The 17,043-nt window shown below is 44.1% G+C and carries 16 protein-coding genes; all 16 read left to right on the forward strand.

Going from position 1 to position 17,043, the window contains the following annotated elements; translation table 11 throughout:
• Positions 1-181 precede the first annotated feature (181 nt).
• Positions 182-1,114, forward strand: coding sequence for a dipeptidase (locus tag AAV90_RS08895; RefSeq protein ID WP_046497956.1), 933 nt, complete (start codon positions 182-184; stop codon positions 1,112-1,114).
• A 107-nt stretch (positions 1,115-1,221) separates the two neighbouring features.
• A complete protein-coding gene (locus AAV90_RS08900; protein ID WP_046497959.1) occupies positions 1,222-2,064 on the forward strand; it encodes a PHP domain-containing protein in 843 nt (280 codons plus the stop codon).
• An 86-nt stretch (positions 2,065-2,150) separates the two neighbouring features.
• On the forward strand, positions 2,151-3,011 hold the full coding sequence (locus tag AAV90_RS08905) for a C40 family peptidase (RefSeq protein ID WP_052729694.1): 861 nt from the start codon (positions 2,151-2,153) through the stop codon (positions 3,009-3,011).
• Between the two features lie 125 nt (positions 3,012-3,136).
• On the forward strand, positions 3,137-3,517 hold the full coding sequence (locus tag AAV90_RS08910; protein ID WP_046497962.1) for a hypothetical protein: 381 nt from the start codon (positions 3,137-3,139) through the stop codon (positions 3,515-3,517).
• Positions 3,518-3,549: 32 nt separating this feature from the next.
• Positions 3,550-4,185 carry a uracil-DNA glycosylase family protein gene (locus tag AAV90_RS08915; RefSeq protein ID WP_046497965.1) on the forward strand — a complete coding sequence of 212 codons (636 nt, stop codon included), beginning with the start codon at positions 3,550-3,552 and terminating at the stop codon, positions 4,183-4,185.
• 238 nt (positions 4,186-4,423) lie between these two features.
• Positions 4,424-7,132, forward strand: a complete 2,709-nt coding sequence (locus tag AAV90_RS08920; RefSeq protein ID WP_046497968.1) for a calcium-translocating P-type ATPase, SERCA-type — start codon at positions 4,424-4,426, stop codon at positions 7,130-7,132.
• A gap of 218 nt (positions 7,133-7,350) precedes the next feature.
• A complete protein-coding gene (gene dapF / locus AAV90_RS08925; RefSeq protein WP_046497971.1) occupies positions 7,351-8,196 on the forward strand; it encodes a diaminopimelate epimerase in 846 nt (281 codons plus the stop codon).
• A gap of 70 nt (positions 8,197-8,266) precedes the next feature.
• The gene (locus tag AAV90_RS08930; protein ID WP_046497974.1) at positions 8,267-9,439 is read left to right on the forward strand and encodes an LL-diaminopimelate aminotransferase; all 1,173 of its coding nucleotides are present in this window, start codon (positions 8,267-8,269) and stop codon (positions 9,437-9,439) included.
• Positions 9,440-10,321, forward strand: coding sequence for a YicC/YloC family endoribonuclease (locus tag AAV90_RS08935; protein ID WP_046497977.1), 882 nt, complete (start codon positions 9,440-9,442; stop codon positions 10,319-10,321).
• A 30-nt stretch (positions 10,322-10,351) separates the two neighbouring features.
• Positions 10,352-10,615, forward strand: coding sequence for an extracellular matrix/biofilm regulator RemA (gene remA, locus AAV90_RS08940; protein ID WP_046497979.1), 264 nt, complete (start codon positions 10,352-10,354; stop codon positions 10,613-10,615).
• Positions 10,616-10,637: 22 nt separating this feature from the next.
• Complete coding sequence (gene gmk / locus AAV90_RS08945) at positions 10,638-11,219, forward strand: guanylate kinase (protein ID WP_046497983.1); 582 nt, start codon at positions 10,638-10,640, stop codon at positions 11,217-11,219.
• Positions 11,220-11,230: 11 nt separating this feature from the next.
• On the forward strand, positions 11,231-11,422 hold the full coding sequence (locus tag AAV90_RS08950; protein ID WP_046497986.1) for a DNA-directed RNA polymerase subunit omega: 192 nt from the start codon (positions 11,231-11,233) through the stop codon (positions 11,420-11,422).
• 21 nt (positions 11,423-11,443) lie between these two features.
• Positions 11,444-12,646: a bifunctional phosphopantothenoylcysteine decarboxylase/phosphopantothenate--cysteine ligase CoaBC gene (gene coaBC, locus AAV90_RS08955; protein ID WP_046497989.1), complete on the forward strand. Its 1,203-nt coding sequence runs from the start codon at positions 11,444-11,446 to the stop codon at positions 12,644-12,646.
• Positions 12,647-12,676: 30 nt separating this feature from the next.
• Entirely contained in the window at positions 12,677-13,867 is a 1,191-nt protein-coding gene (metK, locus tag AAV90_RS08960) for a methionine adenosyltransferase (protein ID WP_046497991.1), read from the forward strand.
• 300 nt (positions 13,868-14,167) lie between these two features.
• Positions 14,168-16,558, forward strand: coding sequence for a replication restart helicase PriA (priA, locus tag AAV90_RS08965; RefSeq protein WP_046497994.1), 2,391 nt, complete (start codon positions 14,168-14,170; stop codon positions 16,556-16,558).
• Between the two features lie 12 nt (positions 16,559-16,570).
• On the forward strand, positions 16,571-17,029 hold the full coding sequence (gene def / locus AAV90_RS08970; RefSeq protein ID WP_046497998.1) for a peptide deformylase: 459 nt from the start codon (positions 16,571-16,573) through the stop codon (positions 17,027-17,029).
• Positions 17,030-17,043: the final 14 nt, after the last annotated feature.

The following is a 17,043-nucleotide window of genomic DNA, read 5'->3' on the forward strand; positions in this document are numbered from 1 at the left end:
AACCTAGATAGATACGCGTTGCATAATTATAAGTATAATATATATAAAACCTGCTATATCAGCAGGTTTTTTATATGAACGGGGAAGTTTAACCGAAATGAGGCGAGGACTACGGATGCTCCCTAACGGTCGCTAATAAGGAGGCCTTGTTATTTGCTTTATTAGTTAAGGAGGTTTTGTTTTGAAAATAGTTGATCTGCATTGTGATACGATTTCCTGGCTGCAGGAAAATGATCAAACTTTATGGCACAACCAGGCCCAGTATGATCTTAAGCGCGCCAAGGATTCGGGTATATACCTACAGCTATTTGCGATGTTTGCCCGACCGGCTGAACCCAACACGGTTCTGCGGGAGATATTAAAACAAGTTGAAAAATTCCACGCGGAGATTGAGGCAAACCAAAGCTGGATCTATACACTAAATAAGTACACGGATTTGAATGAACCTGATAATCAGGGTAAACTCGCCGCTGTTCTGCATTTGGAAGGCGGGGAATGCCTGGGTAATGATTTGGAGACACTCAGGTTATTATACCGGTTTGGCCTAAGAAGTCTGGGGCTTACCTGGAATGAACGCAATCAACTGGCGGACGGGGCTGCAGAGAGGGATGCCGGTGGGGGATTAAGCAGGCTGGGGCGCAGGGTAGTGGCTGAAATGGAAGATATGGGGATGCTCTTGGATCTTGCTCATTTATCGGAAAGATCTTTCTTTGATGCCTTAAACTATTACCGGCATCCGGTATTGGTAAGTCATGCCAATGCCTTCGCCCTGTGTGGGCATTGGAGGAACCTTACTGATGATCAATTAAAGGCTCTACGGGATCATGGCGGCGTGATCGGCGTAACCCAGGTGGCTGATTTCGTCAGCGAAACCCAGCCTGGTATTGACACCATGATTGACCATATCGTATATATTGCCGACCTTATTGGAATCCAATATGTGGCTTTAGGCTCAGACTTCGATGGAGCCGATGATATGGTTATAAAAGATGTGGCAGGGTACCGTAATCTGCCTGAATATCTGCTAAGACGAGGATTTAATAATCAAGAAATAAACATGATCCTGTATCAAAATGCGTTAGCTGTGCTGGAAAAAGTTTTGCCCGGCCCTTAATAGGTCGAAAGGGAAGGAATCTATCACGCCTTTTCGCAGTTTCACTTAACTTTAATTCAAATTAAGTGCAGGTATATAAACAGGAGACTGTCACCAAGGAGGTTATTATGATTTATGATTTGCATGTGCATTCCACGGCTTCAGATGGAACCTGTAGTCCAACTGAGGTGGTAGATGAGGCGATTGCCAGAGGATTAGCGGGAATTGCGCTAACTGACCACGATACCATGGAAGGTTTAAAGACGGCCGCAGAATATATAAAGGACAACCAATTCTCCTTAGAATTTATTCCCGGTATAGAAATGAACACTGAACTTAATGAAAACGAAGTTCATATATTAGGCTATTATGTTGATGCCGACCATTTAAAAGTAAAGCGGCGTTTAACGGAAATACGCAGTCAACGCAAGGAAAGGGCTCAAAAAATGATAGCCAAGTTAAGCGATTTGGGAGTGAAGATCAGTTATGAGGAGGTGCACCGACTGGCCGGAAGTGATTTGATTGCCCGTCCGCATATCGCCAGAGCCATGATAGCTGCTGGATATGTATCCAGTGTTAAAGAAGCCTTTGATTATTACCTGGGCAAGGAAAAACCTGCCTATGTAAAGCGTTACAAATTTGTGCCTTCGGAAGCGATTGAATTGATAAAACAGATGGGAGGAATAGCGGTTTTGGCTCATCCGGGCTTGATCCGTGACCAGAATCTGATTCCTTCTATTATTAGTCTGGGTATTGAAGGTTTGGAAGTATACTACCCGGAACATACCCCGGAACAATTAGCGGGTTTCCTCCAACTGGCTGAACAATACGGATTGCTGGTAACCGGAGGGTCGGATTTTCATGGGAATAACATCACCGAAAGCCGCTCCCAATTGGGAGCAGCAGGCATTGACAGTAAACTGATGTCGAAAATAAAAGCCTATCGGAATACAATCTACGGAAATAGTTAAAAAAATATAATTTTTTGCAGGAAAAAAGCCTACCCCTGTTGAACTCAGGTATATATTGCCAGAGATTTTCGAAAGGTAGGGGTAGAATGCACAAGAGAGGATTAACCGCAGGTGCGGTTTTGTTGTTGTGGATGTTTATGGTTTCAACGGTTGGGGCTGCCCAATCAGTTTATGTAGTCAAAGCCGGAGATTCTTTGTGGAAGATATCCCAGACGTATGGAGTTAGTGTCGAGCAAATTAAAAAAATTAATGGTTTGAGTTCAGATCAGCTGAGTATTGGTCAAACCCTGAAAATTAATAATGAGGTTAATGTTCAGGCGCAATCTGCTCCAGTGTCAGCCGGTTCAGGAGCTACAAGTGTTTATACAGTTGTCAAAGGAGATAATCTGTGGAACATAGCGAGCAGGTTTGGAACCAGTGTGGAAAAGATAAAGGCCTTAAACGGACTGGATTCAAATGATTTGCAAATAGGCGACAAACTCATCATTAACGGAACTGCTCCTGCGGTTCAAAAAGCTGCAACGCCACCGTCAGCGCCAGCTCCGGTGAGTGTGTCCCGCTCCGGCGATAACTTATCCGGAGTCAGAATTATCGAATCCGCGGCTCAATATATTGGTACTCCCTACCGATATGGCGGAGCTGCCCCCGGAGGTTTTGATTGTTCCGGATTTACAACCTATATTTTTGGACAAGCGGGAATCAGTCTGCCGCGGACTGCTGCAGGCCAGTATGGAAGCGGGATTGCGGTCAGTAAAAGTGATTTAATGGCCGGGGATTTGGTTTTCTTTTCCTGTGGAGGCAAAGGGATAGATCATGTCGGCATATATTCCGGGAGCGGCAAATTCATCCATTCCAGCTCTCCACGCAGCGGGGGTGTCATATATTCATCATTAAGTGAGGCCTATTACAGCAATTCGTATACCGGCGCCAGAAGGATTATACGCTAGTTTCAATTGCTGCATGAGGATATACACAAATAAAAAAACCCTGGTTATCTAAAAGTCCCCTTGCAAGTAATCATAGAAATCAGTAAATATAATAGAATACAGTATTTATTACAAGGGGGATCACCATGGAACAAGAATTGTTTGGCATTGCTTCCACAGTATTAGGTAAAAAAGAATGGCAGGAACTCGAAAAAAGAGCCGATTTAGTAGGGACAGATCAATTGCTAAATGAAATACTGGAGAAAAGATTATGGAGCAATGCTGAAATAGCTTGGGTTTTAAAACTAATGGTATTCTACTATGGGAAGAAGGACAATCTTTTAAAAAAAATGCCGGTTGAGCGCTTGTTTCTGAACATGGTAGATGTTTTAAGAACCTATTTTTTAATCATCGATAACGAAGACCCAGAATTAGATGATAATGTTCGTGCTTATATTTCCAGCAAACTTGCCGACTCAACCTGGGGTATCAATCAACGTACCAGAGGATATTTGGAAAAAATCTAATGTTCTTCTAGGGCTATTACGGGAGGCAAACGATGGAAAAGGGTACCAGGGAACAAAATATCAAGCGGATTATTCAAATGGAAGAAAGGGTTGCCCAGTGCAATCGGTGTCCTAGTTTAACCAGATGTATCCGCAAACCGTCACTAGGCAAGGGTGATCTTGAACCCCAAATAATGTTGGTATTTGAATGTGAAAATCAGTTTACCCTAGATCTGGATAAAGTTATTCAATTAAGGGATATCATCAAAAAATGCTTTAATACCGAGAGGGTCTACCATACTTTTATGGTAAGATGCCAACCGAAAGCGTGTGTTACCAGACAGAATGCCAACTGCTATATGCACAACAAACTCCTGGATAAAGAATATAATTGCTTGTTAAGCAATACCCCCTGTGAGGGAATACCAGTTAAGCCTACCGGAGATGAAGTGATGAACTGCTTGCCTTTCCTTATGGAAGAAATAAAGGTGCTAAGACCTGACTATGTGGTCTTATTCGGCAGCCGGGCCGGTGAATACGTTCTTAAGTCCTGCGGTGTTTATGATGGCATTGAAAAGAACATGGCTTACGAGTATGAAGGAATTACTTTTCTGACTACAGTTGAAGAAAAGTATTTTACGGTTGATAATTTCGACCAACTTAGTACCTATATACATCCAAATTGGTGATTACGGTCATAATACTATAATATTAAGTATTTTCTAAGACACCCCTAGCTTGTTAGGGGTGTCTTTATTATAAGCATAGGTAAACAATTATTAAAATCAGTGTCCGTCAGTATCAAAAAATTAGTTTTTCTCGCAATCAGGCTTAGAAATAATCAGTTGAGCTTCTGCCTGTCCGCTGTTCTTTTATTATTGACGAATGAATAAGCATTTCTCAAGCATGAATAGTGGAGGCAAAAAAATGACGGAAAAACTATGGTGGCAACTTAGTATTGCTGAAAGCGTTACTGCTGTAGGAAGTAATATTGAGGGAGGATTGCCCAGCAAGGAAGTTCAGGAACGTCAGACCAGGTTTAATAATTCCTTGGATTCTGGAAAACAGATCCAGCCCCTGGTACTTTTGCTGAATCAGTTTACTGATACGATGGTTCTGGTATTATTAGGGGCTACAGTTATATCCGGGCTGGTTGGGGCGATGGGTGATGCTCTGACGATCATGGCTATAGTCATTTTAAACGCAGTTTTAGGTTTCATTCAGGAATATAGGGCGGAAAAATCCCTGGATGAAATTAAAAAATTAGTATCTCCGCATGCAGTGGTTTTAAGGGACGGTAAGACAATAAAAATACCTTCCCAGGAGCTGGTTCCTGGTGACCTGGTATTTCTGGAAGCCGGTGATAAAGTTCCGGCTGATCTGCGTTTGATATCTAGCAGTGGTTTGGAAATAGACGAATCAGCCCTGACGGGCGAATCGGTTCCGGTAGAAAAAAATGCTGAAGATATCTGTCTTGCCGATACACTCCTGGCTGAAAAAAGCAATATGGCTTTTTTGGGGACTTCCGTCACCCGGGGCAGGGGGCGGGCCTTAGTCGTGGAAACAGGTATGAATACTGTTATGGGCCAGATAGCAGGCATGATGAAAGAAACTGAAAAAAACATGACCCCTTTGCAGGTTAGATTGGATCAATTGGGCAAGATCTTAATTGCCATCTGCTTGCTGGTATGTGCCTTGGTGGCGCTATTAGGTATCTGGCGCGGGGAAAGCATATTAACTATGTTTATGGCTGGTATCAGCCTTGCAGTCGCAGCTATTCCGGAAGGTTTGCCGGCTATTGTCACCGTGGTTTTGGCTTTGGGGGTACAAAGAATGGCCAAACATAATGCCATTGTAAGAAAACTGCCGGCGGTTGAAACTCTGGGATGCACAACCGTAATTTGTTCTGACAAGACGGGTACATTAACCCGCAACCAAATGACCGTGAGGAAGCTTGCTGTTATGGACAAAACGGTTGAAATTGAGGGCGATGGTTATGAACCGCGGGGAAAATTTACCTGGGCAGGACGCAGTATTCAGGCGCTTAACGACAAAAATCTCAAGATGATTTTAAATATTGCTCTAAACTGCAATCAATCAGCTTTAAGACAAGAAAAAAACGGATATGGGGTACAGGGTGACCCGACTGAGGGTGCTCTGCTGGTGATGGCTGCCAAAGCAGGTCTGAAAAACAAACTTGAAATATTAAGAGAGATACCGTTTGATTCAGAAAGAAAGCGTATGAGTGTAGTCGTCCAGGAACAAGGACAATATTATCTGTTGGTTAAAGGAGCGCTGGACTATATTATCCCATACTGCAGCCGGGTTGTAAAAAATGATACAGTTAAGACCTTGGAAAATACGGAAAAGCAAGCATTTATAAATATGCAAGAAGCTTGGGCATCTGATGCGCTGCGTGTATTAGGATTTGCCTATAAGCCTTTAATCCAGGACAACTGGAAGAAAAAAAACGATCTGGAGCTGGAAACTGATTTAATTCTGGCCGGGATATGCGGGATGATAGATCCGCCTCGACCTGGCGCACTACGTTCGGTAAAAAAATGTCAAAGAGCCGGCATTGTGCCGGTAATGATTACGGGCGATCATCCTCTGACCGCCAGTGCCATCGCCAGAGAAATAGGTATAAGTAAAGAAAACAGGGTTATTAGTGGTGGGGAAATTGATCATTTGACTGATAGTGAACTGTATAAGCGTGTACTGCAAGATCGAGTAGTTGCCAGGGTTTCGCCTCAACATAAGAATCGTATCGTAAATGTTTTGAAGGCTCATCAACAGGTAGTGGCTATGACCGGTGACGGGGTTAATGATGCCCCGGCGATAAAAACTGCCGATATAGGCATTGCCATGGGAATCAGCGGAACCCAGGTAACGAAAGAGTCCGCCGGAATGATTTTAACCGATGATGATTTTTCCACGATAGTACGGGCGATTTATGAAGGAAGGGCGATATATGATAATATTAGAAAATTCATCCGCTATTTGCTGGGAGGCAACATCGGCGAGGTACTGGTAATGTTTTTAGCAACGCTGATGGGCACACCCCTTCCCATGCTGCCTATCCAGATTCTCTGGGTGAATCTGGTTACTGACGGGCTGCCTGCCATGGCGCTGGGAATTGAACCACCTGAGCCGGGTATTATGAATCGCCCGCCCCGTCCTAAAAATGAGAGTATTTTTGCCCGGGGTCTGGGATGGATTATTTTGAGTCGGGGCACTTATATTGCCATGATATCATTGGCGACTTTTCTAATCGGATATTATTGGTCACACCAGCATGGCATGGATGGCTTGGATTTAGGCAGAACTATGGCCTTTACCACCTTGGTGTTTGCCCAACTGTTTTATGTTTTTGAATGTCGTTCAGAACAATACTCTCCCTTTGAACTAGGTTTTTTTAAAAACAAATTCCTTATCGGGGCGGTATTGATTTCAATTATAATGCAGTTGTTCGTTATTTATCTGCCGACACTGCAAAACGTGTTTGCAACGGTTCCCCTGGAAGGTTGGCAGTGGGCAATCATTCTTCTTGCCTCAGGGTTTAGAATCATCTTAAGATTTATACTGTATACTTGGCAAAGATTTTTCGTTTTCAATAGGGGGTATGCTAAAATATGAAAGTAAAAAAAAATAGTTAATACAAGAAAAACCTAGAAAACTCAGATAAAAAGGATTACCCAGATATTTTAAACACAGCAGATTTTTTAGAGTGAACGCAGATGATAATTATAATTAAGAGTCTGGTCGCCAAACATAAATAAAGAGCGTCCTGGGATTAATTCGGAAATAGGCCGGGAATAGACGCTAACGCATATTTGCGGATTTGGAGGAGATTAATGGAGTTTGTTAAAATGCATGGCCTGGGTAATGATTTTATTATAGTACAAACAGGCTCTTGGGAAGAAGCCGGAGATTTGCAGCCATATGCCAGGATGATCTGTGACCGCAACTTCGGTGTGGGCGCAGATGGATTGGTGGCTATTGGCAAAGACCCGCAGATGGATATTTTCATGCGCATCTTTAACCCGGATGGAAGTGAAGCGGAGATGTGCGGCAATGCCATCCGCTGTGTGGCACGCTACGCATATGAAAATGGCCTGGTTAAAGAACCCAATCTGTCCCTTAGAACTCTGGCTGGTTCTCGCTATCCAGTAGTGGAAACGAGTGCAGGGCAGGTAAAAAACATCAAGGTGGATATGGGTAAACCGATCCTTAAAAGATCCCTGATTCCTGTCCAAGGTAGAGGCAGCAACGTGAAAATACTTCTTGAGGCCAGTATGGGTACCATCGAAGCAACAGCGGTTTCCATGGGTAATCCCCACTGTATCATTTTTGTGGATGATATCAATAAGATCCCGGTTGCCCTCTGGGGAGCTGAACTGGAAGTTCATCCTTTCTTTCCTGCAAAAACCAACGTTGAGTTTGTGCAGATTCTAGGTCGTAATGAAATGATCATGCGGGTCTTTGAGAGAGGGGCGGGTCTTACCCTGGCCTGTGGAACAGGTGCCTGTGCGGCTCTGGTGGCTGCCGTACTAAACGGATTTGCCGATAGAGATGCGCGCGTGCATTTGCCGGGTGGGGATCTGCTTATTGAATGGAGCCAAGACGACCAGCATGTGTATATGACCGGACCGGCTGAACAAGTCTTTCAGGGCAGCATTGATTTACAGCAGATAACGTGACAGGTAATCCAACCCAGTCGTTAAAAAGATTAGGACAAGCATACTGCTTGGTAAAGGAGGTTGTTTCCTGATGAGAGAGAGTACTGCCATGCAAAACCTGCCCCCTTACCTGTTTGCCAGGATTGAACAGAAAATCGTTCAGGCCAAAGAAGCTGGGATTGATATTATTAATTTAGGTATAGGAGATCCTGATTTGCCTACCCCTAAACATATCATTGACCAGATGGCCAAAAGTATTTATGACAGTGAAAATCATCAGTATCCCAGTTCAGCTGGCCTTTCGTCATACCGCAAAGCGGTGGCTGACTGGTATCTTAAACGCTTTGGAGTTACTCTCAATCCCCAAACCGAGGTAGTCTCTTTGCTGGGTTCCAAAGAAGGGATTGCTCATATCAGCTTTGCTTATCTGGATAAAGATGATGTCTGCCTGGTGCCTGATCCGGGTTACCCGGTATACAGGATTGGAACGTTATTGGCCGGGGGGCAACCATATACCATGCCGTTAAAGGCAGAACACGCATTTCTGCCGGTACTGGAAGATATTCCGTCTGATATTGCCAAACAGGCCAAGCTACTCTTTATAAACTATCCTAACAATCCTACCGGGGCTGTTGCTGATATGGCATTTTTCAACAAAGTGGTTCAGTTTGCAAAAGAATATGATATACTGGTTTGCCATGACGCACCTTATTCGGAAATGGCCTTTGAGGGGGTCAAAATACCTAGTTTCCTTCAAACTGAGGGTGCCAAAGAAGTAGGGATTGAGTTTCATTCCTTATCCAAAACCTACAATATGACTGGCTGGAGAATTGGCTGGGCGGCCGGAAATCCTCAAGCCATAGAAGTCCTGGGCAGGTTTAAATCCAACGTGGATTCCGGTGTTTTCCAGGCCATTCAATATGCAGGCATTGAGGCCCTGGAAGGCCCGCAGGACAGCATTGCTGAAATGTGTCAAATCTATCAGGAACGCAGAGATATTGCCGTAGACGGGTTGAACCGGATGGGCTGGAATATTAATGCCCCTCAGGCAACTTTTTATCTATGGGCGCCTGTCCCCCGGGGATATACTTCAGCCACATTTGCCGAATTGATACTCGAAAAGGCCGGGGTTATTATAACACCCGGTAACGGATATGGCGAATATGGCGAAGGTTATTTCCGAATTGCCCTGACGGTTGACAAGGAAAGAATCAAGGAAGCCTTTACAAGGATAGAAAAAGTACTAGGAAAGGTTGAAATATAAATGATAAAAAGCATGACCGGTTTTGGCCGTAGCCAGATAAATGAGAATGGGTATAATATGATATGTGAGCTAAAGGGGGTAAATCATCGCTATTTTGATCCCCATATCCGGATATCCCGACGTTATCTCAGCTTGGAAGATAGAGTTAAAGAAAAGCTGAAACAAAATATCAACCGAGGAAGAATTGAAATAAGCATCAGTATTGAGAAAACGGAAGAATACGAGAGAAATATCGAGGTTGACAAAGGTTTGGCGATGGCTTATCATAAATCCTTGAAGGATTTAGCAGAATACTTGGATATTTCTGCAGATATCAGGTTGATTGATCTTTTTCGATTACCGGATGTATACAGTCTGCAAGAAGTTGAAGAGGATCTTGATCTTACCTGGAAAGTTTTGGAAAAATGTCTGCAGGAGGCCTTGGACAAACTGGTTGACATGCGCGTAAAGGAAGGTCAAAACCTGATGCGAGATATGTTGACCAGAAACGATTTTATTTTGGAACGTGTGGAACAGCTGGAGCAAAGATCGCCGGTTGTCGCAGAGGAGTATCAGGAAAAATTGCGCAGCCGCATTACTGAAATTATCAGCTTGCCGGCGGTGGATGAAGCCAGAATTCTTCAGGAAGCGGCTATATTTGCCGACCGGGCCAGTATCACCGAAGAAATTATACGGCTTAAGAGCCATATAAAACAGTTTAATGATATTTTAAACCACGGTGATGATGCGGTCGGCAGAAAATGCGATTTCCTGGTTCAGGAAATGTTTCGGGAGATTAATACCGTTGCTTCCAAGGCTAATGATATTGAAATGAGCCAGATAGTCATAGATGTCAAAGCCGAATTGGAAAAAATTCGGGAACAACTGCAGAATATTGAATAGAGCAGGAGGTGAATCCGGTTTTCCGGAAATATGGATATTAGGCTAGTAAATATAGGTTTTGGTAATATTGTGGCGGCTAATCGTATCGTTGCTATTGTCAGCCCTGAATCGGCCCCTATCAAACGCATTATACAGGAAGCCAGGGAAAAGGGTATTTTAATTGACGCAACATACGGGCGCAGAACCAGAGCGGTTATTGTAGTTGACAGCGGTCATGTTATTTTATCTGCGGTGCAACCTGAAACCGTGGCTAATCGATTGACCTCCAAAGATGGCAGCAATGAGGAAGTATAAGTGGGGGAAAGAGTGAAAAACCATGAGCCGCAAGGGTATTTTATTTGTAATCTCAGGTCCTTCGGGAGTAGGCAAAGGAACTATTAAGGATCTACTCCTGTCCCGCTTAACGGATGTTCGGTTATCTATATCAGCAACCACACGTCCACCCCGGGAAGGAGAAGTTGCAGGACGGGATTACTTTTTTTTAGACAGTCAGGAATTTTCTGCTATGATAAATAGAGGGGAATTCCTTGAGTATGCGCAGGTTTATACCAATATGTATGGTACACCAAAGCGATATGTACAGGATAAACTCAGTCAGGGTTATGACGTATTACTGGAAATAGACATCCAGGGTGCTATGCAGGTAAAGACAAAGATGCCGCAAGGTGTTTTTATTTTTATCGAACCTCCCAGTATTGATGAACTGGCTTTTCGTTTAAGCAGCCGTGGCAAGGATTCCCAGGAGAGTATTGCGGCTCGATTAGCCGCCAGTCATGCTGAAATGGAGTCTCTAAAGTATTATGATTATGTGGTGGTCAACGATAACCTGGAAGACGCGGTTAATAAAGTTCACTCCATTATTATTGCGGAACGTTGCCGGGTAAAGAATAATTGCTAAGAGGTGATTTTTTGATTACGCCTTCCACCAAAGAGATAATGAATATAAATGCCAGCAAATATGCAGTTGTGGTTGCTGTTGCCAAAAGAGCCAGAGACTTATCGGAAGAGAAAAAGAGTGATGAGAATTACAGATTATCTAGTATGGTAACTGAAGCCCTGGAGGAAGTTCTTTCTTCCCGTATTATTATTCAAGATAAATAAGTCGATCCAAGGAGTGGTATTATGGCTAAAACTGTTGGTATTGGCATTACTGGGGGCATTGCGGCATACAAGATGGCTGATCTGGTCAGCCAGTTGAAAAAAGATGATATTGATGTAATTGTTATGATGACTGAGAATGCTACCAAATTTATTACCCCCTTGACTTTCAAGACATTGACAGGGCGTGAGACGGTAGTTGATCTATGGTCGGAATCATTGGAATACAAGGTTCAGCATATCGGCATTGCCGAGGAGCTGGATCTGTTGGTTATAGCTCCGGCAACGGCCAATTTTATCGCCAAAATGGCGCACGGTATGGCGGATGATCTCTTGTCAACGGTTGCACTTGCCAACACAGCACCGGTTTTAGTAGTTCCAGCCATGAACTCCAATATGTATAATAATTCAATCGTACAGGAAAACATAAAGACCCTGCAGTATCACGGCTGTTATATTATGGAACCGGATAGCGGGGTGCTGGCCTGTGGAGTAGAGGGTAAGGGCAGATTACCCGAGACACAGAAAATATATGAAGAAATTATCAAAATACTTAATCCCCAACGGGATCTGCAAGGTATCAGGCTGATGGTCAATGCCGGTACCACCTGTGAAGATATTGACCCGGTACGATATATTGCCAACCGCGGTACGGGCAAAATGGGTTATGCTATTGCCAGGGAAGCTGCCAGGCGTGGTGCAGATGTGATCCTGGTTAGCGGCAAATCCAACCTTAGCGTTCCTGACAATCTTAAATATATTGAGGTTTGGAGTGCTGAGGAAATGTGTCAGGTAATGCTTAAACATCAGCCTGCATGTGATGTTATTATCGGGGCAGCTGCGGTCGGAGATTTTAGGATTGCCCATGTGGCTGCGCAAAAATTAAAAAAAGCCGACAATACTTCGCAGGTGCTGCAGCTTGAATTAATTGGAACACCTGATATACTAAAAGAGATGGGCAAAAATAAACGAGAAAGCCAGATTATGGTAGGATTCGCGGCCGAAACCGAGAATATCCTGGAAAACGCTCGTCAAAAACTGATCTCCAAAAACCTGGATTTTATCGTTGCTAATGATGTAACGATGGAAGGTGCCGGTTTTGCTGCCGATACCAATATCGTTACCTTAATCGACCGGGAAGGGGACGTAGAATCCCTGCCCAAGATGACTAAAGATGAAGTTGCTTCTGCCATCCTGGACAGGTTAGTACATTTATTAAAGATATAACTCTTATATCTGGAAGGAGTGGGACTATTAATGACCGGGAAAAGACTATTTACCTCTGAGTCAGTAACCGAAGGACATCCGGATAAAATGGCAGATCAAATATCTGATGCTATTTTAGACGCTATTTTGGAACAGGATCCTTTTGCGCGAGTGGCCGCTGAAACGATTGTAACCACTGGTTTGGTACTGGTTTCAGGTGAAATAACGACTGAATGCTATGTGGATATACCGCGGGTGGTGCGCAGTACCATCTCCGAAATAGGATATACCCGGGCCAAATATGGTTTTGACAGTGAAACCTGTGCCGTCATGACTTCCCTTGATGAACAATCGGGAGATATAGCCATGGGCGTTAATAAGGCCCTGGAAGCGAAAAAAGGCACTATGAATGATGCTGATTTTGAAATTGGAGCTGGAGATCAGGGCATGATGTTCGGTTATGCAAGTAATGAAACTGAAGAATTGATGCCTATGCCTATTTTGCTGGCCAGCAAAATGGCCAAACGAATGACCGATGTTCGCAAAGCCGGGATTATTCCTTACCTGCGACCTGATGGCAAGACCCAGGTTACGGTTGAATATGAAGATGGTCGTCCAGTCAGAATTGATACGGTGGTTGTATCGACTCAGCATCATCCTGAAGTTTCCGTACAAACTATTGAGCAGGATATCATCGAGCATGTGATTAAAGATGTGGTACCGGCAGATATGCTAGATAGTGAAACCAAATACTATATTAATCCGACCGGTCGTTTTGTAATCGGCGGTCCGCAGGGAGACTGCGGTCTGACCGGCCGCAAGATTATTGTTGATACCTACGGCGGTATGGCACGCCATGGCGGCGGAGCCTTTTCCGGCAAGGATGCCACCAAAGTAGATCGTTCAGCTACATATGCTGCCCGCTATGTCGCTAAAAACATGGTGGCCGCCGGAGTAGCAGACCGCCTGGAGATACAGCTGGCTTATGCAATTGGTGTAGCCCAGCCGGTCTCAATATCAGTGGACACCTTCGGCACCAGCAAAATACCTGAAGACAAGATTGTGGAATTAATTAAGCAGCATTTTGATTTAAGACCGGCTGCCATAATAAAGGATCTGGATTTAAGAAGACCTATATATAAGAAAACAGCCGCCTATGGCCATTTCGGAAGAAATGAACCCGAATTTACCTGGGAGAAAACCGATAAAGCCAGTGCAATTAGGAAATCTGCGGGACTATAGCCTACCCGAAATTTTAATAGATGCGGAAAACGCGGCAACAGTTTTTTTAGACACTGCAGACTTTGAATCACACTGATTTTTTAGATGTTATTATACCCATTGTAGCGGATGCTTCAGCTTCCGCGGGCAAGCAAGGCTTTTTTTCAACCCATAACACAGCCAAGCTGTTTTTGCGGTGGTTGTGCGCCTTGCATACATAAAGGCCCAACAAGTGTTAGAAGAATAGATTAAAGAGGCGGGAATTTTCCCGTCTTTTTATACAAACCGTTACTATATGCGGGCAAAGTGGGAGGATATAAAATGAAAGCGGCGGGGGTAATTGTCAACATACCTACCAGCCAATTAAATACTGTATTTACATACTATATTCCCGATGAAATTCAAGATAAAGCCGTTTTCGGCAAAAGGGTGCTGGTTGACTTTGCTGGCAAAAAAACCGAAGCATTCATTATACAAGAGATTAAGACAGACGATATAAATGATTTAAAACCTGTTTTGCGTGTTTTGGATCAGGAACCGGTTTTTGATCAGCGACTATTGGAACTGGCCTGCTGGATGGCAGACTACTATTTAGCTCCGCTGGCTCTGACCCTGTCGATAATGATCCCCACTTTACTGCATCGTCCCAACAACCCTAGAGTCATAGCAGGCATCGATGCCGATAAATACTATCAGAACTATAAAGGGGCAGACCGCCCCCATGAAGACCTGTTCAAAGAATTATGGTCTTCCGGGGAACTAACCATGTCAAAAACATTCGAGTATATAAACCGGAGCGAATTAAACAAAATGGTAAAGTCCGGGTTGTTATTGGTTATCGGCGACTACCAGACACGATCTCTGGAAAAGGCATACCATGTTTATGCGGCGAACAGTTTTGATAAGACTAATGATCTGTTAAACCTGCAACGTAGGGCTCCCCGCCAGGCAGAAGCCATGCAATACTTGTTGTCCCATCCCGGAATGGATAGCAAGCTATTTAACAAGAATTTTACCCGGCAGATCACTAATGCCTTGTTGAAAAAAGGATATATACGGTTTGAACAACCGCCCCAACGGGTTTTAACTCCTGATTTTACACTAAATGACGAGCAGCAAAAAGCGGTTGCTACATTAAAAGCAGCCTTAAAGAACAGACAATATGAAGAATATTTACTTTTCGGGGTTACCGGCAGCGGAAAAACGGAAGTTTACCTGCAAGCGGCCCAGGCGGTGCTGCAATCAGGCCGCTCCGTAATTATTCTGGTACCCGAAATTGCTCTGACCAGACAGCTTCTAGATATTTTCTCCGATCGTATTCCCGATGTTGCCGTCCTACACAGTGGCATGACGGCCCAAGAGCGCTATGAAGAGTGGCGCAGAATCCAACAAAACGAAGCCTGCCTGGTATTAGGCCCCCGCTCTGCAATCTTTGCACCGGTATCCAAATTAGGCTTAATTATTATAGATGAAGAACAGGAAAACACCTTTAAACAGGAAGAATTGCCACGTTATCATACCCGCGATGTAGCCCGCCGGAGGGCTCAGATGGAGTCAGCCCTTCTGCTTTTGGGCAGTGCTACCCCCGCCATTGAAACGTATCATCGTGCCATGACCGGGGAAGTAAAACTGCTGTCTCTTTCTCAGAGAACGGCTGGGGCGGTGATGCCTCGGGTTATTATCGAGGATATGCGTCAGTCTTTCCGCAAGGGTTACCGAGGAGTTATATCTCTGCCTTTGCAGGAAAGGTTAAGCCAAGGCCTGATAAACGGTGAGCAAAGTATACTTTTTATTAATCGGCGGGGATATTCACCCATGACTATATGTCGGGAATGTGGTACTATTGCCACATGTCCATCCTGTTCGGTAGGCCTAACCTATCATCAGGATCGCAATCTTAATGTTTGTCATTACTGTAATTATCAACGTCAGCAAAAAACGACCTGCGAATCATGTGGCAGTACCCATTTGCAATTACTCGGTTCAGGAACACAAAAGGTTGAGGAAGAGATCAGCCTTTTATTTCCACAGGCCCGGGTAGCCAGATTGGATATGGACAGTAGCCGTAAAAAAGGCCACCAGAAAAAAATACTTAAGGCCATGAAAAACGGGGAACTTGATATTTTAATCGGAACTCAGATGGTAGCCAAAGGCTTGGATTTTCCTGGTGTTTCCCTGGTTGGGGTGTTGGATGCCGACAGCATACTTAATCTGCCGGATTTTCGAGCCGCAGAACGATGTTTTCAGCTGTTGGTACAGGCGGCTGGAAGAGCCGGCCGGGCTGACATTGCCGGGGAAGTTTTTATTCAGACTTACAATCCCGAAGCTTCGGTAATTCAAATGGCGGCCAACCAAGATTATGACAGTTTCTATAAACAGGAGAACCGCATCCGCAAACTCTTGGAGTATCCGCCTTATACCAACATTCTGCGTATCGTTTTTCATTCAAAATCGGATCAACAATGTCGTTCTTATTCGCTGGCAACAGCATTATATATTGAAGAGATGATTGATGCCAAGGAAGATGATATTATGTTATTGGGGCCGGCCTCTTGTCCTATTCATAAAATCCGTAATCGCTACCGCCATCAAATACTGCTTAAATGTATAAGCAGCAGTTTATTGCATAGTATTGCGGCGTGTATAATAAAAAGAGGCAGCCCTGAAGGTTTAAGGCTTGAAGTCGATTTAAATCCTATGATAACCATGTAAGGAGGCAATATATTGGCTGTATATCAAGTAGTGACCATACCCGATCCGGTTTTAAGGCAAAAAGCCCAGGCGGTAGATAAGATAACGCCCGGCGTTTTAAGGGTGCTGGATAATATGCGCGATACCATGTATGCGGCTGATGGAATTGGTTTGGCAGCACCACAGATAGGTATATCCAAACGTATTATCGTAGTTGATCCGGGGGATCAGTTATATGAAATAGTCAACCCGGAAATCGTAATAAGAGAGGGTGAACAAACTGCCCAGGAAGGCTGTTTGAGTGTTCCGGAAATGGTTGGCTGGGTAAGTCGTTCTCAGAAAATAACCGTCCGGGGTATGAACCGGGCCGGGGAAAAAATAGAAATTGAGGCAAGCGACATATTAGCGCGGGCATTTCAACACGAAATAGACCATCTGGATGGTATACTGTTTCCTGATATAGCCATCAAAATGCAGAGGGAGTCTGAATAGAGCCACAGGGGGTA

The organism is Syntrophomonas zehnderi OL-4 (assembly GCF_000983115.1).
GTDB lineage: Bacteria > Bacillota > Syntrophomonadia > Syntrophomonadales > Syntrophomonadaceae > Syntrophomonas_B > Syntrophomonas_B zehnderi.

Bases quoted from the DNA above. Each gene is read 5' to 3' on its own strand.
- AAV90_RS08935 (WP_046497977.1), top strand. From the start codon at position 9,440: ATGATAAAAAGCATGACCGGTTTTGGCCGTAGCCAGATAAATGAGAAT.
- priA (WP_046497994.1), top strand. From the start codon at position 14,168: ATGAAAGCGGCGGGGGTAATTGTCAACATACCTACCAGCCAATTAAAT.
- dapF (WP_046497971.1), top strand. From the start codon at position 7,351: ATGGAGTTTGTTAAAATGCATGGCCTGGGTAATGATTTTATTATAGTA.
- gmk (WP_046497983.1), top strand. From the start codon at position 10,638: ATGAGCCGCAAGGGTATTTTATTTGTAATCTCAGGTCCTTCGGGAGTA.
- AAV90_RS08905 (WP_052729694.1), top strand. From the start codon at position 2,151: ATGCACAAGAGAGGATTAACCGCAGGTGCGGTTTTGTTGTTGTGGATG.
- coaBC (WP_046497989.1), top strand. From the start codon at position 11,444: ATGGCTAAAACTGTTGGTATTGGCATTACTGGGGGCATTGCGGCATAC.
- remA (WP_046497979.1), top strand. From the start codon at position 10,352: ATGGATATTAGGCTAGTAAATATAGGTTTTGGTAATATTGTGGCGGCT.
- AAV90_RS08910 (WP_046497962.1), top strand. From the start codon at position 3,137: ATGGAACAAGAATTGTTTGGCATTGCTTCCACAGTATTAGGTAAAAAA.
- AAV90_RS08915 (WP_046497965.1), top strand. From the start codon at position 3,550: ATGGAAAAGGGTACCAGGGAACAAAATATCAAGCGGATTATTCAAATG.
- metK (WP_046497991.1), top strand. From the start codon at position 12,677: ATGACCGGGAAAAGACTATTTACCTCTGAGTCAGTAACCGAAGGACAT.
- AAV90_RS08920 (WP_046497968.1), top strand. From the start codon at position 4,424: ATGACGGAAAAACTATGGTGGCAACTTAGTATTGCTGAAAGCGTTACT.
- AAV90_RS08930 (WP_046497974.1), top strand. From the start codon at position 8,267: ATGAGAGAGAGTACTGCCATGCAAAACCTGCCCCCTTACCTGTTTGCC.
- AAV90_RS08900 (WP_046497959.1), top strand. From the start codon at position 1,222: ATGATTTATGATTTGCATGTGCATTCCACGGCTTCAGATGGAACCTGT.